This is a genomic window from Micromonospora sp. CA-263727 (assembly GCF_050942455.1).
GTDB lineage: Bacteria > Actinomycetota > Actinomycetes > Mycobacteriales > Micromonosporaceae > Micromonospora.
On sequence record NZ_CP192031.1, the window covers coordinates 1,977,666 to 2,002,959 of the forward strand.

General features: G+C 70.7%; 19 protein-coding genes and 5 tRNA genes. 16 read left to right on the plus strand and 8 right to left on the minus strand.

What is annotated here, in order from left to right; genetic code table 11:
• Positions 1 to 107: 107 nt before the first annotated feature.
• On the minus strand, positions 108 to 710 hold the full coding sequence (locus ACQPYA_RS09020) for a TetR/AcrR family transcriptional regulator (RefSeq protein ID WP_433532167.1): 603 nt from the start codon (positions 708 to 710) through the stop codon (positions 108 to 110).
• Positions 711 to 1,008: 298 nt separating this feature from the next.
• Here ACQPYA_RS09020 and ACQPYA_RS09025 point away from each other — a divergent pair.
• The 7 genes from ACQPYA_RS09025 to ACQPYA_RS09055 all read left to right on the plus strand — a co-directional run bounded on the left by ACQPYA_RS09025 (position 1,009) and on the right by ACQPYA_RS09055 (position 3,458).
• Positions 1,009 to 1,081 (plus strand) — tRNA-Gly (locus tag ACQPYA_RS09025).
• 34 nt (positions 1,082 to 1,115) lie between these two features.
• Positions 1,116 to 1,186: transfer RNA gene (locus tag ACQPYA_RS09030), tRNA-Cys, on the plus strand.
• A gap of 10 nt (positions 1,187 to 1,196) precedes the next feature.
• Positions 1,197 to 1,268: transfer RNA gene (locus ACQPYA_RS09035), tRNA-Val, on the plus strand.
• Positions 1,269 to 1,289: 21 nt separating this feature from the next.
• Positions 1,290 to 1,838, plus strand: a complete 549-nt coding sequence (locus ACQPYA_RS09040; protein ID WP_433532168.1) for a helix-turn-helix transcriptional regulator — start codon at positions 1,290 to 1,292, stop codon at positions 1,836 to 1,838.
• Positions 1,839 to 1,860: 22 nt separating this feature from the next.
• Positions 1,861 to 3,120 (plus strand): type II toxin-antitoxin system HipA family toxin, encoded by a 1,260-nt coding sequence (locus tag ACQPYA_RS09045; protein WP_433532169.1) that lies wholly within the window; start codon positions 1,861 to 1,863, stop codon positions 3,118 to 3,120.
• Positions 3,121 to 3,271: 151 nt separating this feature from the next.
• Positions 3,272 to 3,344 (plus strand) — tRNA-Gly (locus ACQPYA_RS09050).
• A 39-nt stretch (positions 3,345 to 3,383) separates the two neighbouring features.
• Positions 3,384 to 3,458: transfer RNA gene (locus ACQPYA_RS09055), tRNA-Val, on the plus strand.
• A gap of 566 nt (positions 3,459 to 4,024) precedes the next feature.
• Here ACQPYA_RS09055 and ACQPYA_RS09060 read toward each other — a convergent pair.
• The 3 genes from ACQPYA_RS09060 to ACQPYA_RS09070 are packed head-to-tail and all read right to left on the minus strand — an operon-like array spanning position 4,025 to position 5,580.
• Positions 4,025 to 4,879 (minus strand): helix-turn-helix domain-containing protein, encoded by an 855-nt coding sequence (locus ACQPYA_RS09060; RefSeq protein ID WP_433532170.1) that lies wholly within the window; start codon positions 4,877 to 4,879, stop codon positions 4,025 to 4,027.
• Positions 4,860 to 5,378 carry a DUF6879 family protein gene (locus ACQPYA_RS09065; RefSeq protein ID WP_433532171.1) on the minus strand — a complete coding sequence of 173 codons (519 nt, stop codon included), beginning with the start codon at positions 5,376 to 5,378 and terminating at the stop codon, positions 4,860 to 4,862. The genes ACQPYA_RS09060 and ACQPYA_RS09065 overlap by 20 nt, the downstream gene beginning before the upstream one ends.
• On the minus strand, positions 5,362 to 5,580 hold the full coding sequence (locus ACQPYA_RS09070; protein ID WP_355051786.1) for a hypothetical protein: 219 nt from the start codon (positions 5,578 to 5,580) through the stop codon (positions 5,362 to 5,364). Before ACQPYA_RS09070 ends, ACQPYA_RS09065 begins: the two co-directional genes overlap by 17 nt.
• Positions 5,581 to 6,074: 494 nt before the next feature.
• Here ACQPYA_RS09070 and ACQPYA_RS09075 point away from each other — a divergent pair, with 494 nt between their 5' ends.
• The gene (locus ACQPYA_RS09075) at positions 6,075 to 7,277 is read left to right on the plus strand and encodes an MFS transporter (RefSeq protein WP_433532172.1); all 1,203 of its coding nucleotides are present in this window, start codon (positions 6,075 to 6,077) and stop codon (positions 7,275 to 7,277) included.
• Here ACQPYA_RS09075 and ACQPYA_RS09080 read toward each other — a convergent pair.
• Together ACQPYA_RS09080 and ACQPYA_RS09085 are read right to left on the minus strand one after the other, a co-directional pair.
• Positions 7,267 to 11,322 carry a trypsin-like peptidase domain-containing protein gene (locus ACQPYA_RS09080; protein ID WP_433532173.1) on the minus strand — a complete coding sequence of 1,352 codons (4,056 nt, stop codon included), beginning with the start codon at positions 11,320 to 11,322 and terminating at the stop codon, positions 7,267 to 7,269. The two genes, ACQPYA_RS09075 and ACQPYA_RS09080, sit on opposite strands and share 11 nt — an antisense overlap.
• A 15-nt stretch (positions 11,323 to 11,337) precedes the next feature.
• Complete coding sequence (locus ACQPYA_RS09085) at positions 11,338 to 11,667, minus strand: CU044_2847 family protein (protein ID WP_433532174.1); 330 nt, start codon at positions 11,665 to 11,667, stop codon at positions 11,338 to 11,340.
• A 430-nt stretch (positions 11,668 to 12,097) separates the two neighbouring features.
• Here ACQPYA_RS09085 and ACQPYA_RS09090 point away from each other — a divergent pair, with 430 nt between their 5' ends.
• Together ACQPYA_RS09090 and ACQPYA_RS09095 are read left to right on the plus strand one after the other, a co-directional pair.
• Positions 12,098 to 12,718: a hypothetical protein gene (locus ACQPYA_RS09090; protein ID WP_433532175.1), complete on the plus strand. Its 621-nt coding sequence runs from the start codon at positions 12,098 to 12,100 to the stop codon at positions 12,716 to 12,718.
• Positions 12,715 to 16,023, plus strand: coding sequence for a helicase HerA domain-containing protein (locus ACQPYA_RS09095; RefSeq protein ID WP_433532176.1), 3,309 nt, complete (start codon positions 12,715 to 12,717; stop codon positions 16,021 to 16,023). Before ACQPYA_RS09090 ends, ACQPYA_RS09095 begins: the two co-directional genes overlap by 4 nt.
• A 28-nt stretch (positions 16,024 to 16,051) precedes the next feature.
• On the opposite strand, the gene ACQPYA_RS09100 is transcribed toward ACQPYA_RS09095, so the two are convergent.
• Together ACQPYA_RS09100 and ACQPYA_RS09105 are read right to left on the minus strand one after the other, a co-directional pair.
• Positions 16,052 to 16,723, minus strand: coding sequence for a polysaccharide deacetylase family protein (locus tag ACQPYA_RS09100; protein WP_433532177.1), 672 nt, complete (start codon positions 16,721 to 16,723; stop codon positions 16,052 to 16,054).
• A 118-nt stretch (positions 16,724 to 16,841) separates the two neighbouring features.
• Positions 16,842 to 18,488 (minus strand): glycoside hydrolase family 43 protein, encoded by a 1,647-nt coding sequence (locus ACQPYA_RS09105; RefSeq protein WP_433532178.1) that lies wholly within the window; start codon positions 18,486 to 18,488, stop codon positions 16,842 to 16,844.
• Positions 18,489 to 18,744: 256 nt separating this feature from the next.
• Here ACQPYA_RS09105 and ACQPYA_RS09110 point away from each other — a divergent pair, with 256 nt between their 5' ends.
• The 6 genes from ACQPYA_RS09110 to ACQPYA_RS09135 all read left to right on the plus strand — a co-directional run bounded on the left by ACQPYA_RS09110 (position 18,745) and on the right by ACQPYA_RS09135 (position 25,270).
• Positions 18,745 to 20,040 carry an extracellular solute-binding protein gene (locus ACQPYA_RS09110; protein WP_433532179.1) on the plus strand — a complete coding sequence of 432 codons (1,296 nt, stop codon included), beginning with the start codon at positions 18,745 to 18,747 and terminating at the stop codon, positions 20,038 to 20,040.
• A gap of 49 nt (positions 20,041 to 20,089) precedes the next feature.
• Positions 20,090 to 21,070: a carbohydrate ABC transporter permease gene (locus tag ACQPYA_RS09115; RefSeq protein ID WP_433532180.1), complete on the plus strand. Its 981-nt coding sequence runs from the start codon at positions 20,090 to 20,092 to the stop codon at positions 21,068 to 21,070.
• Positions 21,067 to 21,909, plus strand: a complete 843-nt coding sequence (locus ACQPYA_RS09120; protein WP_433532181.1) for a carbohydrate ABC transporter permease — start codon at positions 21,067 to 21,069, stop codon at positions 21,907 to 21,909. Before ACQPYA_RS09115 ends, ACQPYA_RS09120 begins: the two co-directional genes overlap by 4 nt.
• A 22-nt stretch (positions 21,910 to 21,931) precedes the next feature.
• Positions 21,932 to 22,951: a LacI family DNA-binding transcriptional regulator gene (locus ACQPYA_RS09125; RefSeq protein ID WP_433532182.1), complete on the plus strand. Its 1,020-nt coding sequence runs from the start codon at positions 21,932 to 21,934 to the stop codon at positions 22,949 to 22,951.
• 166 nt (positions 22,952 to 23,117) lie between these two features.
• Positions 23,118 to 24,134 (plus strand): LacI family DNA-binding transcriptional regulator, encoded by a 1,017-nt coding sequence (locus tag ACQPYA_RS09130; protein WP_433532183.1) that lies wholly within the window; start codon positions 23,118 to 23,120, stop codon positions 24,132 to 24,134.
• A gap of 137 nt (positions 24,135 to 24,271) precedes the next feature.
• Positions 24,272 to 25,270: an NAD-dependent epimerase/dehydratase family protein gene (locus tag ACQPYA_RS09135; protein ID WP_433532184.1), complete on the plus strand. Its 999-nt coding sequence runs from the start codon at positions 24,272 to 24,274 to the stop codon at positions 25,268 to 25,270.
• Positions 25,271 to 25,294: the final 24 nt, after the last annotated feature.

Here is a 25,294-nt window from a genome sequence, read left to right on the forward strand (position 1 = left end):
GGTCGGGCCACCGCCGGTGGCCGCCGGTGGCGGCCGGTGTGGCTCCGGTGGCCGCGGCGGTGGCTCCGGTGGCCGCCGCGGTGTGGCTCCGCCCGCAGCCGGGCGGCTCAGTCGAGCTGTGCCGGGTCGAGCCCCAGCTCGCGGGCGGTCACCAGGCGTACCCACTCGGCGAACTGCCGGCGGGAGATCACCCGGTCGTGCACCGCGAGCTGTACCGCCAGGCCGTCCATCACCGCGCTGATCCGCCAGGCCGCGCCGGCCGGGTCGGCGCACTCGAAGATGCCCTCGCGGACCCCGTCGGAGATCACCGTGGCGAGGTCCTGCCGCCACCGCAGGTCCAGCTTGCGGGAGACCTTCTCCAGTTCGGGCGTACGCAGCGACTCCGCCCAGCCGTCGATCCACATCGACCACGAGGTGGGCCGCCCGGCCGGGGTGTAGAGGCGCAGGATCCGGCGGAGCTTGGTCAGCGGTGGGGCGCTGGATCTGGTCACCGCGTCCAGCCGGGCCAGATCCTGCTCGACTGCGTACGCGAAGGCCTGGGCGAGCAGCCGCTCCTTTGTGGCGAAGTGGTAGAAGACCAGCGCCTGGCTCACCCCGGCGGCCTGCGCCACGTCCGCGGTGCGGGTGTTCGCGAGCCCGCGCTCCACGATCACGTCACACGCCGTGCGCAGCAGGGCATCCAGGCGGATCTCGGCCGCACGTCTCGTCACATCGGTCACCGTAGCCCATCGAATTGGATACAGTCGGTCACCAAAACCCCGTTGATCCGGCTTGCGACAGTCAGAACCCGGACAGTTGCCCGGACGGCAAGTTTCACGTTCCCGCTGCTCCGGCCGTTGCGCCCGGAAGCCACCACCCGCCGGGCCCACCCAACGGACGGCTGATCCAGTCTCCTAGGAAGCTCTGCGGGCGGGGATTCCGGACGCGCCGTGACCGGGCCCCGATTTGGCAACCCTTCCGTCGCTCGGCTAAAGTTCTCATCCGTCACCGGAAAACACCCGGGGGCGTGCGGACGTAGCGCAGCTGGTAGCGCATCACCTTGCCAAGGTGAGGGTCGCGGGTTCGAATCCCGTCGTCCGCTCGGAGCTGCCGCCACGCGTGACGGGGGCAACCTCGGTGGGGTGGCCGAGAGGCGAGGCAACGGCCTGCAAAGCCGTGTACGCGGGTTCAAATCCCGTCCCCACCTCGCACAGCAAGGGCGATTGGCGCAGTGGGAGCGCGCTTCCTTGACACGGAAGAGGTCACTGGTTCAAACCCAGTATCGCCCACCGGTGTGGTAATAGAGCCGGATGCCCGATTTGGGGCATCCGGCTCTTGTCGTATCGGAGCCGGCTGTCCGGCTGTCTTCTGTGATGTGGACCGGGGGGCGTGTCGATCCTGAACGCGATGCTGCGGACGGTTACATCGCCGAGGCTGCCGTAGTGGCCCCTCAAACCCGCCCCCAGTTTGATAAAACGAAAGTTGTGCAATGCTACTGTTGTTTTATCGAAGGTGAGGATGTGATGGCCAAGCGAACCAGGTCCTACATGCCGACGACCCGGGCCGCTGTCGCGCTGCTCGGCTCGCAGATCGCTGCCGCACGCAAGGAGCGCGGCTGGACGGCTGCGGACCTGGCCGAACGCGTCGGAGTGCAGCCTCAGACCATCGGACGTCTCGAGCGGGGCACCCCGACCGTGGCGCTGGGCGTGGCGTTCGAGGCTGCGGTGATCGTCGGCATACCGCTTTTCGCCGCCGACGAACGAGAGCTGCGCTCTCTGGCCGCCGCCGCACGGCAGCGGCTGGCACTGCTGCCGACCCGAGTGACCCGGCCGTCAATCGTCGTCGACGACAACTTCTGACAGCGTGCCAAGGAGGACGAGCATGGCAGGCGGAACGGCCATACCGCGAAGTGCCTACGTCTGGGTGTGGCTACCCGGTGCCACGGAGCCGGTGGTCGCGGGTCGCGTCGTCGCCGTGGACGACGGGCGTTACGTCTTCGCATACGGTCAGACCTATCTGGCACGCCCCGACGCGGTCCCTCTGTATGCGCCGGAGCTACCCCTGAGGGAGGGGCCGATAGAACCGCGGCGGGATCTGTCGCTGGCCGGCTGTCTACGCGACGCCAGTCCTGATGCATGGGGCCGGCGTGTCATCATGGCCCGCCGCTTCGGTCACCTTGACAGCGACGCGGATACTGCTGCCCTGGATGAGTTGACCTATCTGCTTAGCTCCGGCTCCGGCCGCATCGGCGGGTTGGACTTCCAGCCCAGCGCCGCCGAGTATGTCGCGCGTGATGAGACGGCTGAACTGGCCGAACTGATCGACGCTGCCGAAGCGATCGAGGCTGGTCGACCTCTATCGCCAGCCTTGAGTGAGGCGCTGACTCGTGGCACGTCCATTGGTGGTGCCCGCCCGAAGGTCACGTTGGTTGACCAGAGCCGCCACCTGATCGCCAAGCTGTCCGCGACGGGGGACTACTACCCGGTGGTGAAGGCAGAGGCTGTCGGAATGATTCTCGCTCGGCGGGTGGGCCTGCACGTCGCTGCCTGCGAGGTGATCCGCTGCGCCGGTCGCGACGTGCTGCTCGTGGAGCGCTTCGACCGTACCGCGATACCCGGTCAGCGCCGCATGATGGTGTCGGCCTTGACCATCCTGGCCGAGAACGAGATGGGTGCACGGCACGCCAGCTACCCGGATATCGCGGACGCGATCCGCAGGACGTTCGCCGACTCCGCCCAGAGCCTGCGTGAGCTGTTCGCAAGGATGGTCTTCAATGTGTGCATCGGGAACACCGATGATCATCTGCGCAATCATGCCGCCTTCTGGGATGGCGCACAGTTGACGTTGACCCCGGCGTATGACCTCTGCCCTCAGCTACGAAGCGGCGAAACCGCCAGCCATGCCGTGAACATCACGCGCACCCCCGGCGGGCGTGCCAGCCAACTGAGACTGTGCCGCAAGGCAGCCCCGGACTTCTTGCTCTCTGGACACGACGCCGATCTGATCATCGAGGCTCAGCTCGAAGTCATCTCACGGGAGTGGGAAGAAGCCGCCGACGAGGCTCAGCTGACGAAGTCGGAGCGCAACTACCTGTGGCGGCGGCAGATCCTAAACCCGTACATCCACTACGACCAGGCATGAGGTCGCCACGGCGGACCACGGATGTGGTGTGCTGTCGGGGGAGATCTGCACTCCGCCGGTGGCCTGCGCAACCACGTCGGCGCCGGGGGTGTCGCTTGGGCGATCTTGTCATCGGGTAGAGTTGGCCCGTCCCCGGCACTGTCGGGGGCGTGCGGACGTAGCGCAGCTGGTAGCGCATCACCTTGCCAAGGTGAGGGTCGCGGGTTCGAATCCCGTCGTCCGCTCGCGATCTGCCCGCACCTCCGGGTGCCGGCGGTCACCACGGGCGATTGGCGCAGTGGGAGCGCGCTTCCTTGACACGGAAGAGGTCACTGGTTCAAACCCAGTATCGCCCACCATCTATCGCAAGCTGGCCATGGTTTGGGTGTCGGCGGCTCCGGCGGCGTGGGCAGATGCTCGTGTCGGCCTGCTCGGCTACCGCTCGCGGTCATCGTGCCGACGAGCTGCCGCCCTTGCCGTGGTGGCGGTATCCCGCTTTCTGCGGGCCTCGACGGGGGCCTTTCGCAGGGTGGATGCGCCGCACTCCGGGCACCACCGCTCCTTGACCTTGAAGCTGAACAGTCCTGCCAGGAATCCCAGTAGTACGGCGCTGATCAGAGCACCAAGCGTCATCACGGGTCACCTTCGCCTGCTTGAGGGTGGCTGCCGGACGGACACCGTTGCCGCGGGGCCGTCCGGCAGCCTCAAGGGAACCTCGTCACCGAACGGACAGACGTTGATTCGTCATGGCCAGGCGAGTGGCCGGCCGTTCGTCCGTTAGCCAGTGGGCTTCCGGCCTGGGTGTCGTCACCGGATCCACTGCAACGGCCGTCTTTCGTACCTGGCGTCCGTCTTACCGAAGTTCCGCAATGACGGTATGAGCGGGCCGTCAACGGCGTCCATGATGTTGCGAAGTGTTGCGACACTACTGGCCGAGGTGGTCGATCGTGCGGCCGATCAACGCCCGCGCCTCAGGGCCGTACACGGCCGATACCTGGAGGCGGTCGAACATCCGGGCGTACAGCTCGATCTCGTGCGGCCGGGTGACCTCGATGCTGGCGGTCGGCGTCTCCAGCGCGACGAGCAGGTTGTCGAAGATCCAGAAGCCAGTGGACGCCACCGCCGGGCGTTCCGTCATCAGGGGGATGATGCCCACCGAGACGTTCGGCAGGGACATCACCGCGAGCAGCCGGTCCAGCTGCCCGGCCTGGGTGGCGGCGTCCCCGAACCAGGTGCGCAGCGCCTGTTCCTCCAGCACCACCACGAACCGCTTGCCCCGCTGGTAGAGGACTCGTTGACGCTCCATTCGCACCGCGACGGCTTCGTCCAGGTCGTTGGGCGTCTCCAGGAAGTCGATCCAGAACGACAGCATCGCCGCCGTGTAGTCGGCGGTCTGGAACAGTCCGGGGATGGCGTTGTGCTCGTAGATCCGGAACACCGACGTCTGCTCGTACAGGGCCAGGGTGTGCGCGCCGAGCACTCGCTTCATGCCCGCCCGGCTCTGCCGCCGGAACTCCAGGTACGCCGACTCCACCGCCCGCAGCGTGGCGGTCAGATCCGGGATCTGGTCCTCGGCGTTGCACGCCCGGCACCAGGCGCGGATGTCGTTGTCGGTCGGCGGCTGCACGCCATGCTCGATCTTGCTGACCCGCGTGAAGTGCTGGCCGGTCAAGGCTGCCAGCGCCCGCCCCGTGAGCCCTGCTTCCTTACGCAGCTCGCGGAGACGGACGCCGAGTGCTTCTTGGCCCTGGCGGGCGGCGCTAGACGGGTTGGTAGTCACGGTGCGGGATAGCCAACTGCCAAACGGCCTCGAACGCCGACCGGCACAACTTCAGGTCGGCGGGATCGGTGGACGCCACCCGGTCCACGGCCAGGCCGTTGCCCGCGTAGATCAGGAAGACCGCCAGGCGGTCGTCGAACAGGTAGTAGTCGTTGCCCGGCAGCGCCAGCGACGACACCAGCCGACGCGGCACCCAGCGGATGTCCTCGCCAGCGTCCACCATGGGCTCGGCGATGCTGTGCGACCAGCGTTGGTAGTCGCTCAACGGCTCAGAGACGATACGCGCCCGGCGCACCGACCGGCCTGCCTTGACGTGCTCGCGCAGGCTCTCGCACCAGCCCTCCAGCCACGCTAGATCGTCCGGCTCGCCGACGGCCCACTTGGCCATGTACGGCAGCTCAACCGCAGTGCCGTAGGCGTCGCGCGTCTCCAGGTGGATGGCATCGCGTTCGAAGGTCACGAGCAGCCGTTCGAACTCGTCCTCACTGATCGAGGTCACGATCCCCCTGCCTGAAGAACTGGAGCATCCGGTCCGGGATCTCCACGCAGGACTCACCCTCCGGGATGCTCATCTGTGCCAACACCGCTGGATCCGACACCTCCCAACCCTGCACCACCCAGCTCTCCCGGTCGGTGCGGTACACCGTGGGCGAGCCGGTCGGGTTCGACTCCGGATCCTTACCGATCAACGTTAGGCGCATGGTCCACTCCCTGTCCTGACGGTTGCGGGATGTTGCGACGTGGCCATCCTGAGGGCAGACATGGATGGCGTCAAGGAGTATGCGGTTGATTGCGGATGGTGACGATCGGCGTAGACCTCACCGCCGAGATCGTTAGCATCTGCGGCAGTTCGGAGCCCAGAAGTCCAGGAGCCCGGAGCCGCACTGCGAGCTGCCGAGCGTCAAGGGGTCGCGAGCGAGGATCTAGACAGCCGCTGCGCGACAACTCAGAAGGCATGTATCAGCACTCCGGGCACCGCTCTTTGACCTTGAAGCTGGACAGTCCTGCCAGGAGTCCCAGTAATGCGGCGCTGATCAGAGCGTCAAGGGTCGTCACTGGTCACCCTTCCACCTCACCCGGCTGCTCCCGCCCACCGAGCGGTTGAGGCGGAACCAGGCTGACACGGGCGTGTCCCTGGTGAGGCATCAGCGAGGCGGGGCCACGGTGCCTGTCCGGTTCGTGCCAGGATCGCCAGGTGTCGATTCGTGGTGGTTCCGCGCTGACCGCAGTCGCCTTCGCCTATGCGATCTCCTCGCTGGGTGACCAGGTCGCGTTGGTGGCGTTGACACTGCGGCTCTACGAGCAGGGCGCATCGGGGGTCCTGATCTCCGCCCTGGTCGTGGCGGGGGTGCTGCCGGTCGTGGTGATCGGTCCGTTGGCCGCGCCGCTGATCGACCGGGTGGAGAGCCGCCGCCTGATCACGGCGGTCACACTGGTGCAGGCTGGCGTCGTGGTGGTCGTCGCGCTCACCGACCACGTCGGCATCACGCTGCTGCTCGTGGCCGCGCTGGGCGCGGGTCTCGCCATCGTCTCGCCAGCGCTGTTGCTCCTGGTGCCCGCGGTTGTCGGCGAGGAACGGGTCGCGCACGGCTATGGACGCCTGGAAGCCTTCCGGTCGGTCGGGAACGCCCTGGGACCGGCCCTGGCCGGGGTGCTCGTGGCCGCGTTCGGCAGCCGGGTCGCGTTGCTGGTCGACGCGGTGACGTTCGTGCTGGCGGCGGTGCTTCTCACCGTCGTCGCCGTGCGCCGCGAGCCGGTGCCCGCCGCCCGCCCACGCTGGTCGCAGCAGGTACGCGAGGGGGTCAGCGTGTTGGGCCGCAACCGCCTGCTGGCCACGGCCATCTCCGCGTTGGCTGCCGCCGTCGTCTTCACCGCCACCGTGAGCGTCGCCCGGGTGTTCTTCGTCCGCGAGGACATCGGCACCACGAACATCGGCTACGGGCTGGTGGTCACCGCCCACGCCGTCGGCATGGTGGCCGCATCGATCCTTCTCGCGCCTCGCGTGCCGGTGGCCGCCCAGCCGCGCGTGCTCGCCGGAGCCGGGCTCCTCATGGGGGTGGCGCTGACCGTCGTCGCCGCCATCCCCGTCCTTGCCGTGGCCCTCGTCGGCTTCGTGTTCACCGGCGTCGCCAACGCCATGCAGGTCCTGGCCATCCGGAACCTCATCCACGCCGAGATACCCGCCGAGGTACGCGGCCGTGCCTTCGCCTCGTCCTCGGCAGTCCTCAACGGCGCCAACCTCTCCGGCACCGCACTCGGCGGACCAGCGGTCGTGCTCCTCGGCGGCGCGACCAGCCTCCTCGTCGCCGGCCTCGGCGCGATCGCCGCAACCCTTGCCGCAGCACCCGTCCTGCTCGCGCGGCATGGCCCGCCGAGGCGCACGGGCGTCAGTCGATGATCGTCAGCGCGAGCAGGCCCCGATCCAGACCCACCAGCAGGGTGTCGCCGAGGGTGTGGCAGGTGAGCGCCGGGTGGTAGACGGGAATCGTGCGTACCGTCCGCCCGGTCATCGGATCCCAGATCCGGACCGTGCGGTCGCGGCTGGTCGAGGCGAGCAGGTCCCGACCGCCGACCCGCACCAGGCTCAGGCCGGTGACCGCGGCGCTGTGGCCGATGAACCACCGGACCGGCTGGCCCCACTCGGCGTCCCACATCCGGATCGTGTGGTCGGCGCTGGCCGACACCAGCATCGGGCGGCCGGCCACGGTGACACCGCACAGCGCGCTCACGGCGTCCTGGTGGCCCTGTTGGGTCCAGATCGGAGTGTCCGCGCCGGCCCAGAGCATCACCGTGCCGCTCTTGTCCGCCGAGGCGAGCGCCTCGAAACCGGGCCAGCCGATGGTGGCCAACGCGGTCACCCAGGCGTGGGTGACGTGCCCGAGCAGCACGGTGCGTACGGTGCCGGTGTAGGGGTGCCACAGCCGGATGGTCTGGTCGTCACCGGCGGAGGCGATCAGCGTCTCGCCGTTGACGACGATCGGGCAGAGCGCCGCGACCGGGGCGTGGTGCTCTCGTATCTCCTCCGCCAGCGTGCCGTCGCGGGCACTCCACCTCCCGATGGTGCTGTCGTCCTGGGCGGTGAACACGAGGGGCTCCTCGTCGTCGGCGACCATGCACATCGCGTTGACGGCGGCCCCCGCCGTGCCGAACTCCAGCAGCCGTTCCCCGGTGTCGACATCCCAGAACCGCACCTGGCCGTCGACACCGCCCGTGGCGATCGCCGGCCGCTCGCCGGGCACCCGGCAGATGGCGCCGACCGGCCCGAACCGGTCCTGGTCGGCGACCGGGTCGGGCTGGCCGCCGGCAGGATCCCACAACCGGACGGTGCCGTCGTCCCCGGCGGTGGCGAGCATCCGGTTCTTCGCCGTCCGCAGTTCGCACACCGCGCGGATCCAGCTCGCGTGTCCTCGCAGGCTGGGTCGGCTGACCCAGGTCGGCACCTCCCACAGGCGGATGAGCCCGTCCTCGCCGGTGGAGGCCAGCAGGCGACCGTCGACGGTGTCGACCGTGCAGAGGTCGGTGATCGGTCCGCCGGTGTCGAGAACCTGGACGGCCCGCCCGGTCAGCGGATCCCAGAGGCGTACCGTGCCGTCGTAGCCGGCCGAGGCGAGCAGCGTGGCATCGGGCGTGCGGACCGCGTAGAGGGTGGTGACCCATCCGGTGTGGCCGGTGAGCACCAGCGTCGGCTCGGTGCCGGCGGTCGGTTCCCAGATCCGGATCAGGCCGTCGTAGCCGGTGGACGCGAGCAGGTGGCGGCCGGCGGCCGGCAGGTACGTCACGGCCGTCACCCAACCGACGTGTCCGGTCAGCTCGTACCGCTGGGCGCCGGTGACCGGGTCCCACACCCGTACCGTCCGGTCGTCTCCGGCCGAGGCGAGCAGGTCACCGTCGGGAAGCGGGATGGCGCAGATGTTGCGTACCCAGTCGTGGTGCCCGCGCAGGTCGTGCCGCCGGTGTCCGGTCCGCGCGTCCCACAGCCCGACCGTGCCGTCGTGGCTGGCGGTGGCGATCAGCACCTCGCCGGTGCCGGTCCGGACCGCGCAGACCCCGCGGATCGTGTCGTCGTGGCAGGTGAAGACCTGTTCGGCCTGGTTGGTCAGCGGGTCCCAGAGCCGGACGGTGCCGTCGTCGCCGACGGAGGCGAGCAACCGTCGACTGTCGATCTCGATGGCGGCGACGTCGTAGACGGCCTGCGAGTGCCCGTCCAGCACGCTGCGTTCCTGCCGGGGCGGGGTGTGCGCCCAGCGCGCCCGGTACGGCGCCGCGGTGGCCGTGATCGCGCTGTCGAGGCCGTCGAGCCGGTCGACCACCGAGAAGAGGGCGGCCCGTTCGGCCGGTTCGGCGGCCACCGCCAGTGGGGTGCGTTGCAGCAGCCGGGCCCGGGCCCGGGGCAGCGACGCCATCGGCGTCTGCTCGGTGTCGACCACCGTGAGCAGCCGGTCCAGGTGCGCGTGCAGCAGGTAGTCCTCGTCGGTGAGCAGCTGTTCGACGAGCCCGGCGCGGGCGGCGTGCTGGGGCAGCGACCGCAGCAGGTAGTCGGGGGCGGAGGCCCAGCCGCTGGCGGTGGCCAGCTCGACCCAGGCGGACACCAGCCGGCGGTGATCGTCCCGGCGCGCGGCCCGCGGGTCGCGGTCGGCCAGCAACGCGTCGTTGAGCGCCTGGTGGAACAGCCGGTACGCGGGCTGCGCGCCGCCGCCGGTCTCGACCAGGAAGTTCGCCGCCGAGGTGCGGGCGAACGCGAGCAGTTCCGCCGCGGTGACCGTCCCGCCGAGGGCGGTCACCGCGGCCTGCCACAGCGACAGTGGCAGTCCCGGTGTCTCGGCGTACGCCACGGCGGTCAGCGCCAGCCGGGCGGAGGTCGAGCCGGCCGCCGGCAGCCCGGCGAGGTAGGCGTCCAGCGCGTGCGCGACGGTGGCGGTGAACGACACCGAGGCCGGGTCGACGGGCGCGGTGTCGTGCAGCGCGTGTGCCCGCGCGACGAGGCCGGCGACCAGGAAGTTCCCCTTCGCCAGGGCGGCGATGCGGCGGGCGAGCGGCGCGGCGGCGGATGGGTCGGCGTACGGGTTGGCGGGGCGTTCGGCACCGCGCAGTTGCAGGGTCGCCTGGGCGTAGTTGACGAGATCGGACTCGGCGAAGTATTCGGGTGCGTCGAGGTCGATCAGCGCGGCGTTCTCACCGAAGCGGGCGATCAGATCGCCCTGGTCGTCGGAGCGCCGGGTGCCGATGACCACCCGGACTCCGTACGGGCCGCAGTCCCGGGCCAGCCGCAGCAGGATGTCGTCGATGACCTGCCGGGCGTGGCCGGGGTCGGCGGCCTCGTCGAGCGCGTCGATGACCAGGGCGAAGCGGGTGGGGCGGCGCTCCAGCCGTTCGCGTACCGCCGGCATCAGGTCGGCCGGGGCGCCGGGCAGGTCGACGGCGACGGCGCGGGCGATCTCGGTGGCCACCTCGATGGCGGTCTTGCCCTTGGCGTGTACGGCGCAGGAGACCGAGCCGACGGTGGCCCGGACGGCGACGTCGTCGTCCGGCAGGGTCGCCCGGATCTGCGGGTCGGCGGTGGTGACGATCCGGCCGAGGGCGGCGGACTTGCCCACGCCGGGGGAGCCGGTGACGATCAGCGGTCGGGTGACCGGCGCCGCTGCGTCGATCCAGTCCACGATGCGCCGCAGGGCCGCGGTCCGGCCGCGGAACCGGGCGCCTCCCTCGGTGTCGACCGCCACTCCCCGGGCCCGGGGCAGCCAGTGCCGCCCGGCTTCGCCGTCGGTGCGCAGCGTCCATCCCCAGGCGGAGAGGGCGGTGTCGTCGGCGTCCTCGACCCGCCACGCGGCGAGGGTCCCCAGTTTCATCTCGGGCAGTTGTTCGTCGGCGTGGTGAAGCGTGACGGCCTGCCCCTTGCCCTGGCCGTTGGCGGTGACGACGACTCCGATCACCGCCTGGTATTCGGGTGACCAGACGGCGCCACCGCTGAATCCCTTGCTCAGCGCGCCGCCGGCGCCGCTGTTGATCATGATGTGTCCCCAGCCGCCGATCTCACTGAGGGTGCCGGTGGTGGGGGTGCCACCGGCTATCCCGGCGGGGAAGCCGTACGTCCAGAAGGGGCGTCCGATCAGCGGTTTGGGTTCGAGGCAGCGCAGCCGCGCCGGTACGACTGAGGCCGGCACCGGCTCGACCAGTTCGAGCAGGACTAGGTCGACGTGCGCCGCCCGCTTGCCGTCGTGCAGGCACTGCCCGACCCGCCGCCGATCGAAGTAGTTGACCTTCGGGGCGAGGGGGAAGGCGACCCAGAGGTCATCGTGGAGGGTGCCGTCGGCGGCGAAGGCCACGTGGTGGCAGGTGAGGACGAGGTTGGTGTCGATGACGATGCCGGTGCCGACCGGGGTGTGCGGGTTCGCCTCCCGGTGGAGGGCGACCGCCCACGGGCTGTCGTCGGGGGCTGCGGTCACGGGCCGGGCCGTCCGTCAACGTCCGGGCCCGGTGCCGCGCTCCGGGGCTCCGTCGGGGTACCAGGCGAGGGTGACCTCGAAGTTCGCCTCGCCGGCCGCCTTGGCCACCACCCAGTTCGCCGTCCCGGTCGCCTTGATGCCGAAGCGCACCTCGACGGCGTCCGGGGCAACCGATTTGACCTCTTCCAACAGCTCCTTCGCGGCGGCTACCGCCGGCGCGGCGGATTCCCGTACCCAGCCGGCGACGTCACCGACCCCGGCGGGTTGGAATCCCTCGGGCGGCTCGACCTCGATCAGCGCGACCGTCTTGTCGTCGACCTGGTAGCGGACCACCTCAGACTGCACCGGTCACCTCCGTGGCGGTTTCCCGAAAAGGCGAGCAGGCGGACTCGGTGCCGCAGAAATTGCCGACGTGCGTCTCGCCGATCAGCCATGCTGCCCCGTGCCGCCGATATTTGGCAACGGTCCGACCCGTGATCGTTCCCCAAGGCTCCGAACAGGTGTTTCAGGCACCCGTTCCAGGCTGGACCGCTGAAGATCCACTCAATGGTGCTGTCGGTTTTCTGCGGCCGGTTACGTGACCTTGCGCTTGCCGGACGCCGTCGGCAGAATCGGCCGGGGCGCGGGGCCACCCCGTTGCCGAACCCTCATCACGGCCACCCCTCCGAGTCTTCGATCATCACCGTCAACGTGGTGGAAGCTCGTGCCACAGAGGAGCATCCGCATGCCGGAAAAGGACCTTACCCTCGTTGACCGGTGCATTCTCGTCACGCTAATGATCAAAGCGACTCCGTTGCCGCAGACGTACCTCATCAACGTCGCCGGAATTTCTTCGCTGAAGCCCGAGCACCGCCGTCGGCTGTTGTCCCTCGGCCTGATCGAGGTCACCGAGAAACCCATCACCCTGGCGCTGACCGACAAGGGCTGGGAGCGGGCCGTCGGGGAACTGGGCGCGGAGCCACCGAAGCGCGCCGGTGCCGCCGGCGGGACGCTCTACGTCGCGCTGGACTTCCTGCGCCGGCTGATCGACCACTCGGGCATCCGTGCCGACGACCTGTTCCGGTTGCAGATCAACGCCGCCGAGGTCGCCCCGGCGCTCGCCGTGCCGGCGGACGACGCCCCGGCCGCGCCCCGGCCCGACCCGGTCACGTTGGTACGGCAGGCGTACCGGGGGCTGGCCGCCGCGCCCGGCGACTACGTGATGCTCGCCGACCTGCGTACCGCGCTGGACGGCCTGCCCCGCACGGAGGTCGACGACGCCCTGATCCGGCTCAACCGGGACCGCGACGTACATCTGGTTCCCGAGTCCAACCAGAAGGTGCTCAGGCCGGAGGAGCGGGCCGCCGCGGTCAGCATCGGCAACCAGGACAAGCACCTCATCGCCATCTCGTCATGATGACCGACGAGGAACGGCGGGCCCTGGCCGCGCTGCGGTTCAACTGGGCGCCGACCCCGGACGACGTGTGGAAGCCGGCGCCGTTCCACGTCGAGGGCCTGCACCGCGACGTGCTCCAGACGCTGCTGGACAGCTTCGCGGAGGCCGACGTCAGCGCCGACTCCAGCCCGGTGGGGGTCGCGATCCTCGGTCAACGGGGCACCGGCAAGACCCACCTGCTCGGCACGGTACGTCAGGAGGTGCAGCGGCGCGGCGGGTTCTTCTTCCTCGTCGCCCTGCTGGAGGCCCGCGCCTTCTGGCACAGCACCGCGATGTCGATGCTGGCGGACTTCGCCCGCCCGATGCCGGACGGGACGACGCAACTGCGGACGTTCCTGCGCCGGCTCTGCGACGAGGTCAACGCGCCGCGGACGGTACGCCGGGCGATCACCGGCGAGACCGAGCTCAGCCGGCCCGCGCTCGACGCCTTCGTCGACCAGATCCGCAAGACGAACCGCCAGATCGGCACCGAATGCCAGGACACCGCCCGGGCCCTGGTCCTCTACGCCGCCGAGTCCTCCGCCCTCCAGGACGTCGGCTACGACCTGCTCTGCGCCAACGACGAGGAGGAGCCGGGCACCCGGGCCGAATGGGGCCTGCGGCGCAGCCGGCGGGCGCCCCAGGAGGTGGTCCGCGACGCGTCCCGGCTGCTGGCCATGGTCGGCCCGACGGTGATCGCGGTGGACCAGATCGACCTGATGGTCGCCCAGTCGGTGAAGGCGACCAACCGCGATGTCCGGGGGGAGACCGACTGGCAGACCTCGCTGCTGCTGGAACAGATCGCCAGCGGCCTGATGGCGCTGCGCGAGACCACCCGAAAGTCGCTCTCGATCGTCTCCTGCCTGCCGCAGACCTGGCAGAACGTCAAGACACAGGCCACCGACACGGTCCAGGACCGGTTCCGGGAGGCCGCCCCGCTCAAGGACATCCCCTCCGTCGAGGTCGGCCGGGAACTGGTCGAGAAGCGCTTCGCGGTGATCTTCGACGAGCTGGGCAGCGTGCCGCCGTACCCGACCTGGCCGGTGCATCCCAGCGCCTTCGACGAGGTCGTCGGCTTCACCCCGCGCGAACTGCTCCGCCGCATCGACACGCACGTGCGGTCCTGCCTCGCCGCCGGCGAGGTGCGGGAGCTGACGCACCTGCTGTATTCGACCGCCGGCCAGGAAGCCGGCGCGGCCGGGCCGACCCAGGCGGTCGGCACGCCGGCAGCCGGCACTGTGGCGGATGAGTTCGGCAAGATCGACGCGCGGTACGCGGAGCTGATCACGGGGGCGGACCCCGAGCCCGCCCTCCTCCAGCAGTCCGAGGACGGCTGGGTTCCGGAGTTGCTCAGGGCCGGGCTGACCGCGTGGATAGCCGAGCAGGGCCCCGCCGTCGACGCGTACAGCCTCGACCCGATCCCCGCTGGCGGGAAACCGGCCCTGCACGCCCGGCTGCGACACAGCCTCGACGAGGAGAGCGAGGACGAGGAGCACTGGTCGTTCCGGGCGGTTTCCGCACCGCACCACATCGCCGCGCTCAACCGGATCCGCAACGCCGTCACCACCGCCGGGCTCACCGAGGGAGTCGCCAAGCGGAAACTCTTCCTGCTGCGCAGCGCGCCGTGGTCGGGCGGTGCCCGGACCCGCGAGGTGCTGGAGGTCTTCGAGCGGGCCGGTGGCCGTACGCTGCCCTTCCCCGCCGCGGACATCCGCCGGTTGGTCGCCCTGGAGCAGCTCATCCGGCACCACGGGTTGGAGACGCTACGGCCGTGGTTCGCCGACCGGCGACCGGCGTCGGAGATCACCTGCCTGCGGGACGCGTTGGGCGGCCGGACCGGTGCGGCCCCGGCGCGGCAGTCGCCGCCGGTCGTCCCACTCCAGTCGGGGCCGGCGCCGGAGGCGGCGGTCGGGACGGGGGCGGCGGTCGGGCCGGGGGCGTCCACGCCGGCCCGGGTGGTCGGGCGGGCCCCGGTCGTGCCGGCGCCGCGATCCGGGGAACCCGTGCCCGTCGCGGCGGAGCCGATGGCGGTGGCCGGGATCGATCCGGAGTACGTGGACCTGGGCGCGGTCGCCGGCCGGCCGGACCCGGTGCGGATCGGCCTCGAATCACTGCGCCGGCACACGGTGATCTTCGCCGGCTCCGGCTCCGGCAAGACCGTCCTGATCCGCAGGCTGGTCGAGGAGTGTGCGTTGCGTGGCGTCTCCGCGATCGTCCTCGACCCGAACAACGACCTGGCCAGGCTCGGCGAGGCGTGGCCCGTGCCGCCGAACGGATGGGGCGCGGACGACGCGGAGCGGGCGGCGGCGTACCTGTCCGGGACGGACGTGGTGATCTGGACGCCGGGCCGGCAGGCGGGCCGGCCGTTGACCTTCCAACCGTTGCCCCGCTTCGCCGACGTGCTCGACGACCCGGACGGCTTCACCGCGGCGGTGAATGCCGCCGTCGCCACGCTCGCCCCGCATGCCCGCGTGGACGGCGGCACCGACAAGGCGCGGCTGGGTCGGGCGGTGCTGCGCGAGGCGCTGATCAGCTATGCCCGTACCGGCGCGAACGATCTGCGCGAGTTCGTCGAGATCCTCAACGACCTGCCGGACGGCACGAGCCAGCTCGACGGCGCGCCGAGGCTGGCGGGCGGGATGTCGCAGCTGCTCAAGGCCGCGCTGATCAACGACCCGCTCTTCGGCGGCGCCGGCACGCCCGTCGACCCGGGCGAGCTGCTCACCCCGGCGCCCGGCCGGCGGGCCCGGGTGTCGGTGATCAGTTTCGTCGGCCTGCCCGAGGAACACCAGCGGCAGAGCTTCGTCAACCAGTTGCAGCTCGCGCTCTTCACCTGGATAAAGCGGCACCCGGCCGGTGACCGGCCGCTGGGCGGGCTCTTCGTGATGGACGAGGCCCAGACCATGGCCCCGTCCGGCGGCGTCACCGCCTGCACCCAGAGCACCCTGGCGCTGACCTCGCAGGCCCGCAAGTACGGGCTGGGCCTGGTTTTCGCCACGCAGGCGCCGAAGGCGCTGCACAACCAGATCCCCGGCAACGCGGCCACCCAGTTCTTCGGCCTGCTGACCGTGCCGGTGCAGATCGAGGCGGCCCGGGACGTGGCCAGGGCAAAGGGCACCGACATCTCCGACATCGGAAAGATGCGGACCGGGCAGTTCTATGCGGCGGTCGAGGGTGCCCGCTTCGTCAAGATGCAGGCGCCGATCTGCCTCAGCCACCATCCACGTAGTCCGCTGACGACCGAGGAGGTCGTCCACCGGGCGGCCTCCCCCGCGCCGGGCGGGTAGTCGGGGCCGGTGCCGGCCCGGCGACCCGTCACCGCTCTCCGGTGGCTGCGGTCGTATCGGGCAGGGTGAACCGCCAGCCGCGCGCCCGCAGGGCCGGCACGACGCGGTCGACGGCGTCGACGGTCTGGCTGCGGTCGCCGCCGCCGTCGTGCAGCAGCACCACCGCGCCGGGGGCGACCCCGTCGTTGATCCGCCGGACCAGCTCGTCGGTGCCGGGGGGTTCCCAGTCGGTCACCGCCAGCCGCCAGCCCATCGGCCGCATTCCCAGCGCGGTGGCGACCGGCGGGGTCTGGCCCCAGGCGCCGAAGGGGGCCCGGAAGTAGGGCACGGGGGCACGCGGTACGGCCTGCCGGATGACCGCGTTGGTCTCCAGCAGGTCCGAGGCGATCCGGCCGGCGGTCCAACGGCTCATGTCGTCGTGGCGCATGCCGTGGTTGCCCAGGGTGTGGCCGGCGGCGACGATCCGGCCGACCAGGTCGGGATGCTCGGTGACGCGGTTGCCCTGGAGGAAGAAGACCGCCCGGACCTGGTGCGCGGCCAGCACGTCGAGCAGGCGTGGGGTGTGCACCGGGTGTGGTCCGTCGTCGAAGGTGAGGCAGAGGACGTGGTCGGTGCCGATCGCCTCTACGGGCCGTGCCGTGGCAGCCGGCCCGGACCAGGCGCGGTGTGCTGCCAGTGGGGGGTGGGTGCGGGGTGCCATCGGTCAGACCTTCCGTGTCGCGTTTCCGGGGGAGCGGTGGGCCGGGTAAGGCGGCGCGCTCCGTCCCGCCCACCCGGCGGCCGATTGTTAACAGGGGGCCCCGCCTCTACCGCAGGCGTTAAAAGGGGGCCCTTCCTTGCATGGGGGCTTCGAGGTAGGTGGCGTGGTCGAAGTCGGCGTAGCGGCCGTCCCCGCCGAGGTCCTGGACCCAGAGCCCGAGGAACGAGCCGGTGAAGCCCCAGGCGGCGGGCTCGCCGTCGATGATCAGCGCCGCGTGCTCGTCGGAGAGGATGGTGGCGTCCAACTCGACGGGCACCTGTTGCCAACCGTGGCCCAGGTCGTACGCGAAACGCAGCACCGAGCCGTCGAACGTCACCCGCAGGCCGACCCGGCGGGCGCCGCCGGCATCGACGGTGAGCTGCGGGTATGCGGTGCGCCGGCCGCTGTCACAGCTGAGCAGTTCCAGCACGGTCCGCCCGTCGTCGGCGCGGGTCAGGTAGAGATAGTGCCAGTTCTGGGTGTTGTAGTAGCCGGTGATCCCGGCCAGGTGGCGGTGGTCGCCGGGGTCGAACTCGACGACGGTCTCCAGCGAGCAGTGTGCCGCCCCCGCGCGCCGCGCCACCAGGCTCGGCGTCTGCTTGCCGACCGGCGACTGGCCGCCGTAGACGCGCAGGTGCGACCGGCGGGACCGCAGGTCGATCCAGTCGTCGGTGGCGGGCCGGCGCAGCGTCGACCACCAGGTGGCCAACTCGGGCGTGTCGAAGTGGTCGGTGGCCGGCTGGTCGGGCCACGGGTGGGCGGGCAGGTCCGGGGCGGGGATCTCGTCGGCCGGGATGCCTCCGGCGATGCCGGGCCAGCCGCCCGCCGGCCAGTCGACCTTCTGGAGGGCGGTCTCCCGCCCGAGCACGCAGTTGCCCAGCGGGGTGTAGGGGCGTCCGACCAGGTGGGCGAGGTACCAGTCGCCACGCTGGGTGCGGACCAGGCTGCCGTGGCCGGCCTTCTGCAGGGTGAGGTCCGGTCGGCCGACGGAGCTGAGCAGCGGCCCGGCCGGGTCGATCTCGTACGGGCCGAACAGCTCGCGCGAGCGGGCGACCGTGACCTGGTGTTCCCAGCTGGTCCCGCCCTCGGCGGTGACCAGCCAGTACCAGCCTTCGTGGCGGTAGAGGTGCGGCCCCTCGGTCAGGCCGACCTCGGTGCCGGTGAAGATGATCCGGGCCTGGCCGACCAGTTGTCGCCGGACCGGGTCGTACTGCTGGATCTCGATGCCGCCGAAGCGGTCGCGGCCCGGTCGCCAGTCGGCGCTCATCGACAGCAGCCAGGTCGTGCCGTCGTCGTCGTGGAAGAGCGAGGCGTCGAAGCCGTGCGAGTGCAGCCGGACCGGGTCCGACCACGGGCCGGTCACGGCCGGCGCGGTGGTGAGGAAGTTCTGCGCGTCCCAGTAGCCGCTGGCGAAGCTGGCCACGTCGCTGTAGACGAGGTGGAACAGCCCGTCGTGGTAGGTGAGGTCGGGTGCCCAGATCCCGTTGGAGTCGCCGCAGCCGCGCAGGTCGAGCAGGCGGCGTTCGGCGATGATGCCGCCCAGGGCCCGCCAGTGCACCAGGTCCTTCGAGTGGTGCACGCGTACCCCCGGGTACCACTCGAAGGTCGAGGTGGCCAGGTAGTAGTCGTCGCCGACGCGCAGGATGGACGGGTCCGGGTGGAAACCGGTGAGCACGGGGTTGCGGATCGACCGGGCCGTGGCCACGTCTGCGATCTCGGTCGACATGTTCGACTCCTTCAGGTTCTGGTCCCGGTGTTTTTCCGGAAGTCTCCACTCCGGAAGCTCCAGAATTCCGCTCACGGTAGCGGCTGAAGCCCGCCCGCGACACCCCCTTGACCGCACACGTCAACGCGTCGTAACGTGCCGGCCATCACATCGAAAATACCGGCAGCTGGCTGAAACTTCCGGGCTGTGCTTCCGCACCTTCCGCCGAACCGTGGCGGCACTCCGAGCACTTCACACGTTCTCGAAGGGATGAACCATGACAGCGCACATCTCCCGCAGGTCGCTGCTGGGTCTGGCCGGCATGGGCACCGGCGCGCTCCTGCTCGGCGCCTGTGGCAGCGACGGCGGGTCCAGCGACCCGGACGGCCCGCAGACGATCAACTGGTGGCACATCCAGAACACCGAGCCCATGCTGCCGGTCTGGGCGGAGATGGCCAAGGAGTACGAGACCGCGCACGACAACGTCAAGATCGAGATCCAGCCGCTGGAGAACGAGGCGTTCAAGGCCAAGCTGACCACGGCGACCCAGGCCGGCTCGCCGCCGGACCTGTTCCAGTCCTGGGGCGGTGGCGTGTTGCGGCAGCAGGTCGACGCGGGCCTGGTCAAGGACATCACCAAAGACGTCGAGCCCTGGGTCGGCGAGCTGGTGCCGGCGGCGTTGCAGCCGTACACCCTGGACGGAAAGATCTACGGCGTCCCGTTCGACGTCGGGATGGTCGGCTTCTGGTACAACAAGGACCACTTCGAGAAGGCCGGCATCACCACCCCGCCGACGACCTGGGCCCAGCTGCTGGAGACGGTGAGCAAGCTCAAGACGGCCGGCATCGTCCCGGTCGCGCTGGCCGGCAAGGACAAGTGGCCCGCCCACTTCTACTGGGCCTACCTCTCCATGCGCATCGGTGGCCTGGAGGCGTTGCAGCGCGCGGCCGACGAGAAGAACTTCGACACCCCGGACTTCGTGGCCGCGGGCGAGCGGTTCAAGGAGCTGGTCGACCTGCAACCGTTCCAGCGGGGTTTCCTGGGCGCGGAGTACGGCTCGCCGGACGGGCAGGCCGCGACGATGGGCAACGGTGGCGCCGCGATGGAGCTGATGGGCCAGTGGGCTCCGGCGGTCCAGGCGTCCTCGTCGACCAGCAAGAAGGGCCTCGGCGACAAGCTCGGGTTCTTCACCTTCCCGACCGTGGACGGCGGCAAGGGTACGGCGACCGAGGCCTTCGGCGGTGGCAACGGCTTCGTGCTGGGCCGCAACGCCCCGCCGGCCACCGTGGACTTCCTGCGGACGCTGCTACAGGTGGAGAACCAGCGCAGGTCCGCCGAGACCGGCGCGGTGCTGCCGACCAGCAAGGCCGCCGCCGACGCGATCAAGGACCCGAACAACCAGGTCGTGGCGGCCACCCTGGCCAGCGCGACCGGGTTCCAGCTCTACCTCGACCAGGCGTACCCGCCGGCGGTCGGCCAGCAGGTCAACGACAGCGTCGCCGAACTCGTCGCCGGCACCAAGCGGCCGGACCAGATCGTCAAGGACATCACCTCGGTGGCGAAGAGCCAGTAGCGATGCCGGTAAGCCGAAACCCGTACGACGATCGAGTGGAGCGGGCACGATGAGTCCCTCGCCGGTGACCAACCAGCGGCGCGACGTCGCGGTGCCCGAACTCGTGCCGGCGGTTCCGGCGGCCCCCCGTGGCCGCCGGGACCGCCCCCGCGGTCTGGTCACCATCGCTCTCTTCCTGGCCCCGGCCCTGGTGCTGTTCCTGCTGCTGGTCATCGCGCCGATCCTGGTCGCGGGCTACGCCAGCATGTTCAAGTGGAACGGCTTCGGCCTGCCGGAGGACTACGTCGGCCTGGACAACTTCACCCGGGCCTTCGGTGACCCGGTCTTCCAGGGCGACCTGTGGCGCGCGGGGATCCTGATCGTGCTGTCGCTGCTGATCCAACTGCCCGCGTCGCTCGGTCTGGCGATGCTGCTCAACCAGCCGCTGCGCGGGCGCAGCGTCTACCGGTTGCTCTTCTTCGCCCCGTACGTGCTCTCCGAGGTCACCACGGCGGTGCTCTTCACGCTGGTGTTCTCGCCGAACCGGGGGCTGGGCGACGCGCTGTCGGGCCTGCTGGGGGTGGAGGCGGTCTTCGCCGACCCGGACACCGTGCTCTTCGCCCTGTTCCTGGTGATCTCCTGGAAGTACTTCGGCTTCCACATGATCCTCTATCTGGCCGGCCGGCAGAACATTCCCCGGGAGCTGACCGAGGCCGCCACCACCGACGGGGCGACCAGCTGGCAGGTGTTCCGGCACGTGACCCTGCCGCTGCTCGGGCCCACCATCCGGATCAGCGTCTTCCTCTCCGTGATCGGCACCATCCAGCTCTTCGACATGGTCTGGGTGCTCACCGGCGGCGGGCCCATCCACGCCTCGGAGACGATGGCGGTGACGATGTTCCAGCACGGCTTCCGCCGCTTCGAGGTCGGTTACGCCAGCGCGATCAGCATCATCATGTTCCTGCTGAGCCTCGTGTTCGCCCTGTTCTACCAGCGGGTCGTCATGCGCCGGGACACCGAGGGCGCGATCACCACCAGGGGAGTCCAATGATGACCAACGCGCCGAACCCCGCTCGGCGGACCCGCCACCTCGTGCTGCACCTTGTCTCCATCGCCATCGGCGCGCTGATCGTGGTGCCCGTGCTCTTCGGCGTGCTCGGCGGCTTCAAGGACAACGGGCAGCTGTCGGTCAACCCGATCGGGCTGCCGGACCCGTGGGTCTTCGACAACTACGTCGGCATCTTCGGCTCGGGCGTGTTCTGGCGGCAGCTGGGCAACAGCACCCTCATCGCGCTGGCCACCACCGTCGTGGTGGTGGGCACCGCGGCGATGGCCTCGTTCGTCTTCGCCCGCTTCGCCTTCCGCGGCCGGGAGCTGCTGTTCACCCTCTTCGCGGTCGGGTTGATGTTCCCGTTCGCGGTGGCCATCCTGCCGCTGTTCGTCCTGCTGCGCAGCATGGGCCTGCTGGACAATCCGCTCGGTGTGATCCTGCCGCAGGCGGCCTTCGGGCTGCCGGTCACCATCATCATCCTGCGTCAGTTCTTCCGGACCATCCCCGCCGAGGTCGAGGAGGCCGCGACGCTGGACGGCTGCACGGCCTTCGGGTTCTTCTGGCGGATCCTGCTGCCGATGGCCCGGCCGGCGCTCGCCACCGTGTCGGTGCTGGCGATCGTGGCCAGTTGGAACAACTTCATGCTGCCGCTGGTCGTCTTCACCGACCAGAGTTGGTGGACACTGCCCGTCGGGGTTCAGGCGTTCCAGGGTCAGTACGCTGACGACACCGCCCGGGTGCTGGCGTACGTCGTACTGTCCATGGTCCCGGCGCTGGGCTTCTATGCCATCGCCGAACGTCAGCTCGTCGGCGGTCTGGCCGGCAGCGTCAAGGGATGAGCGAGCAGAGGGAGGGCGCCGCGTGGCTGCCAACGACAACCGGACAGTGACCATCGCGGCGATCGCGCGCCTGGCCGGAGTGTCGGTGCCGACCGTGTCCCGGGTGATCAACGGTCGTTCGGATGTGGCACCGCAGACCCGGGAGCGGGTGGAGGAGCTGCTGACCCGGCACGGTTACCGGCGCCGGCCGCCGAGCATGCGGGCGAGTTCGGGTCTGCTGGATCTGGTCTTCCCCGATCTCGACAGCCCGTGGGCGGTGGAGATCATCCGGGGTGTGGAGGACGTGGCGCACGCCGCCGGGGTGGGCACCGTGGTCTCGGCCATCCACCGCCGTACCTCCTCGGCCAAGCAGTGGCTCGACAACATCCGGACCCGGTCCACCGAGGGGGTCATCTTCGTGACCTCCACCCTCGAACCGCCGCAGCAGGCCGACCTGCGCCGGCTCAACATCCCGGTGGTGATCGTCGACCCGGCCGGGGTGCCCGCGCAGGACGCGCCGACGATCGGCGCCACCAACTGGGCGGGCAGCCTGCGGGCGACGGAGTATCTGATCGGTCTGGGGCACCGGCGGATCGGGTTCATCGCCGGACTGCCGCAGCTGATGTGCAGCCGGGCCCGGATGGACGGCTACCGCGCGGCGCTGGAGACGGCCGGCATCTCGATCGACGACCGGCTGATCCAGCCGGGCAACTTCTACCACGAGGCCGGTTTCTCGGGTGGGGTGCGGTTGTTGGGGTTGGCGGATCCGCCGACGGCGATTTTCGCGTCGAGTGATCAGATGGCGTTGGGTGTGTATGAGGCGGTGCGTCAGCGGGGGTTGCGGGTGCCGGATGACATCAGTGTGGTCGGGTTTGATGATCTGCCGGAGGTGCGGTGGTGTTCGCCGCCGTTGACCACGGTGCGTCAGCCGTTGGCGGAGATGGGCATGCTGGCGGCCCGGACGGTGCTGCGGCTGGCCAAGGGCGAGAAGGTGGAGAGCCCGAGGATCGAGCTGGCCACCGAGCTGGTGGTCCGCGACAGCGCGGCGGCCCCCCGCGGTTGACGGCCCGCGCGGCTGTCCAGATCCGCTGGCCCGGTGCCGATGTGACCTGCGCCAACTACCGGTAGGCGGCGCGAAACTTCCGGTACTAGGGTGGGGGAGGCAGCCGGCCGCCCGTCCCGGTCGCCCCTGGTCGCCGTACGGGCTGTCGCTGTATCGGGGGAGTGCCGTGGTTGCCAGAGACACCCGCAAGGTCACCATCTCGGCGATCGCCGACCTGGCCGGGGTGTCGGTGCCGACGGTGTCGCGGGTGCTCAACGGCCGTTCGGATGTGGCCCCGCAGACCCGGGAGCGGGTGGAGGAGCTGCTGAGCCGGCACGGCTACCAGCGCCGGCCGGCGAGCACCCGGACCAGCTCCGGTCTGCTCGACCTGGTCTTCAACGACCTGGACAGCCCGTGGGCGGTGGAGATCATCCGGGGTGTGGAGGACGTGGCGCACGCCGCCGGGGTGGGCACCGTGGTCTCCGCCATCCACCGCCGCACCTCCTCCGCCCAGCAGTGGCTCGACGGCATGCGCCGGCGCGGCACCGAGGGCGTCATCTTCGTGACCTCGATGGTGGAGCCGCCCTTGCAGGACGAGCTGCGCCGGCTCGGCGTCGCGCTGGTCGTCGTCGACGCAGACGGCCTGCCGACCCGGGAGGCGCCGACGATCGGCGCCACCAACTGGGCCGGCGGCCTGCGGGCGACGGAGTATCTGATCGGTCTGGGGCACCGGCGGATCGGGTTCATCGCCGGGCCGCCGCAGCTGATGTGCAGCCGCGCGCGGATGGACGGCTACCGGGCCGCGCTGGAGGCCGCCGGGCTGGCCGTCGACGACGACCTCGTGTGCCCCGGGGACTTCTACCACGAGACTGGTTTCTCGGGTGGGGTGCGGTTGTTGGGGTTGGCGAATCCGCCGACGGCGATTTTCGCGTCGAGTGATCAGATGGCGTTGGGTGTGTATGAGGCGGTGCGTCAGCGGGGGTTGCGGGTGCCGGATGACATCAGTGTGGTCGGGTTTGATGATCTGCCGGAGGTGCGGTGGTGTTCGCCGCCGTTGACCACGGTGCGTCAGCCGTTGGCGGAGATGGGCATGCTGGCGGCCCGGACGGTGCTGCGGCTGGCCAACGGCGAACAGGTGGAGAGCCCCCGGATCGAGCTGGCCACCGAGCTGGTGATCCGCGACAGCACGGCCCCAGCCGGGTAGAAGCCTATCGATAGTCTTCCGGAAGTTGTTGACCTCCACGCCGCGCGGGCGACCCCGCCCCCGCTTCTGCCCTCGGCAGATCCGCCGAGGGTGAACGGGCCGCCCGCGCGGCGTAGACAACCGGCAGGGTGGACGGCATGAGACTCCTCATGCTGGGCGGTACGGGATTCGTGGGCGGGGCGACGGTCGCCGAGGCGCTGCACCGGGGCTGGTCGGTGACCGTGTTCAACCGGGGGCGGCACGGGGCGCCTCCGGCGGGCGTACGGCGACTGGTGGGTGACCGGACGGCGCCCGGCGGGCTGGCCGCGCTGGCCGGTGGCGGGTGGGACCTCGTCGTCGACACCTGGGACGGCGCGCCCCGGGCCGCACAGGCGGCGGCGCGGGCGCTGGCCGGCCGGGTCGGCCACTACGTCTACGTCTCCAGCGCATCGGTCTACGCGCCGCCGGTGGTGGCCGGGGCGACCGAGTCCGCCCCGGTGGTCGACGCCGACCCGGCGGCCACCGACGGCGACTACCCGACGTTGAAGTCCGGTGCCGAGCGGGCGCTGCGGGAGCTCCTCGGCGACCGGGTGCTGCTCGCCCGGGCCGGGCTGATCCTCGGCCCCGGCGAGGACATCGGCCGGCTGCCGTGGTGGCTGAGCCGCATCGCCCGGGGCGGCGACGTCCTGGCACCCGGCCCGGCCGACCTGCCGGTGCAGTACGTCGACGTCCGGGATCTGGCGGCCTTCCTGCTGGACGCCGGAGCCGCCCGCCGTGGCGGCCCGGTCAACGTGGTGAGCCGGCCCGGACACGCCACCACCGGTGAGCTGCTCAGCGCCTGCCTCGCGGCCACCGGCGCCGCCGCCCGGCTGCGCTGGGTCGACCCGGACCAGCTGCTCGCCGCCGGAGTGGCGCCCTGGAACGATGTGCCGATCTGGATTCCGCCGGGCCACGAGTACCGCTGGATGCAGCAGCTCGACGTCGGCCGCGCCTACGCCGACGGGCTGACCTGCCGCCCGGTGGCCGACACGGTCGCGGAGACCTGGGCGTGGCTGCGCCGGGTCGGCACGGTTCCGGCCCGCGCTGGCCGGCCGGCCCGGCCGCCGGTCGGCCTCGACCCGGCCCGGGAGGCCGACCTGCTGGGCCGCGTCTCATGAGACCCGCCGGGCCGGCGCCGGCAT

Bases quoted from the DNA above. Each gene is read 5' to 3' on its own strand.
- ACQPYA_RS09040 (WP_433532168.1), top strand. From the start codon at position 1,290: ATGCCCGATTTGGGGCATCCGGCTCTTGTCGTATCGGAGCCGGCTGTC.
- ACQPYA_RS09045 (WP_433532169.1), top strand. From the start codon at position 1,861: ATGGCAGGCGGAACGGCCATACCGCGAAGTGCCTACGTCTGGGTGTGG.
- ACQPYA_RS09070 (WP_355051786.1), bottom strand. From the start codon at position 5,580: ATGCGCCTAACGTTGATCGGTAAGGATCCGGAGTCGAACCCGACCGGC.
- ACQPYA_RS09090 (WP_433532175.1), top strand. From the start codon at position 12,098: ATGATCAAAGCGACTCCGTTGCCGCAGACGTACCTCATCAACGTCGCC.
- ACQPYA_RS09095 (WP_433532176.1), top strand. From the start codon at position 12,715: ATGATGACCGACGAGGAACGGCGGGCCCTGGCCGCGCTGCGGTTCAAC.
- ACQPYA_RS09100 (WP_433532177.1), bottom strand. From the start codon at position 16,723: ATGGCACCCCGCACCCACCCCCCACTGGCAGCACACCGCGCCTGGTCC.
- ACQPYA_RS09105 (WP_433532178.1), bottom strand. From the start codon at position 18,488: ATGTCGACCGAGATCGCAGACGTGGCCACGGCCCGGTCGATCCGCAAC.
- ACQPYA_RS09110 (WP_433532179.1), top strand. From the start codon at position 18,745: ATGACAGCGCACATCTCCCGCAGGTCGCTGCTGGGTCTGGCCGGCATG.
- ACQPYA_RS09115 (WP_433532180.1), top strand. From the start codon at position 20,090: ATGAGTCCCTCGCCGGTGACCAACCAGCGGCGCGACGTCGCGGTGCCC.
- ACQPYA_RS09120 (WP_433532181.1), top strand. From the start codon at position 21,067: ATGATGACCAACGCGCCGAACCCCGCTCGGCGGACCCGCCACCTCGTG.
- ACQPYA_RS09135 (WP_433532184.1), top strand. From the start codon at position 24,272: ATGAGACTCCTCATGCTGGGCGGTACGGGATTCGTGGGCGGGGCGACG.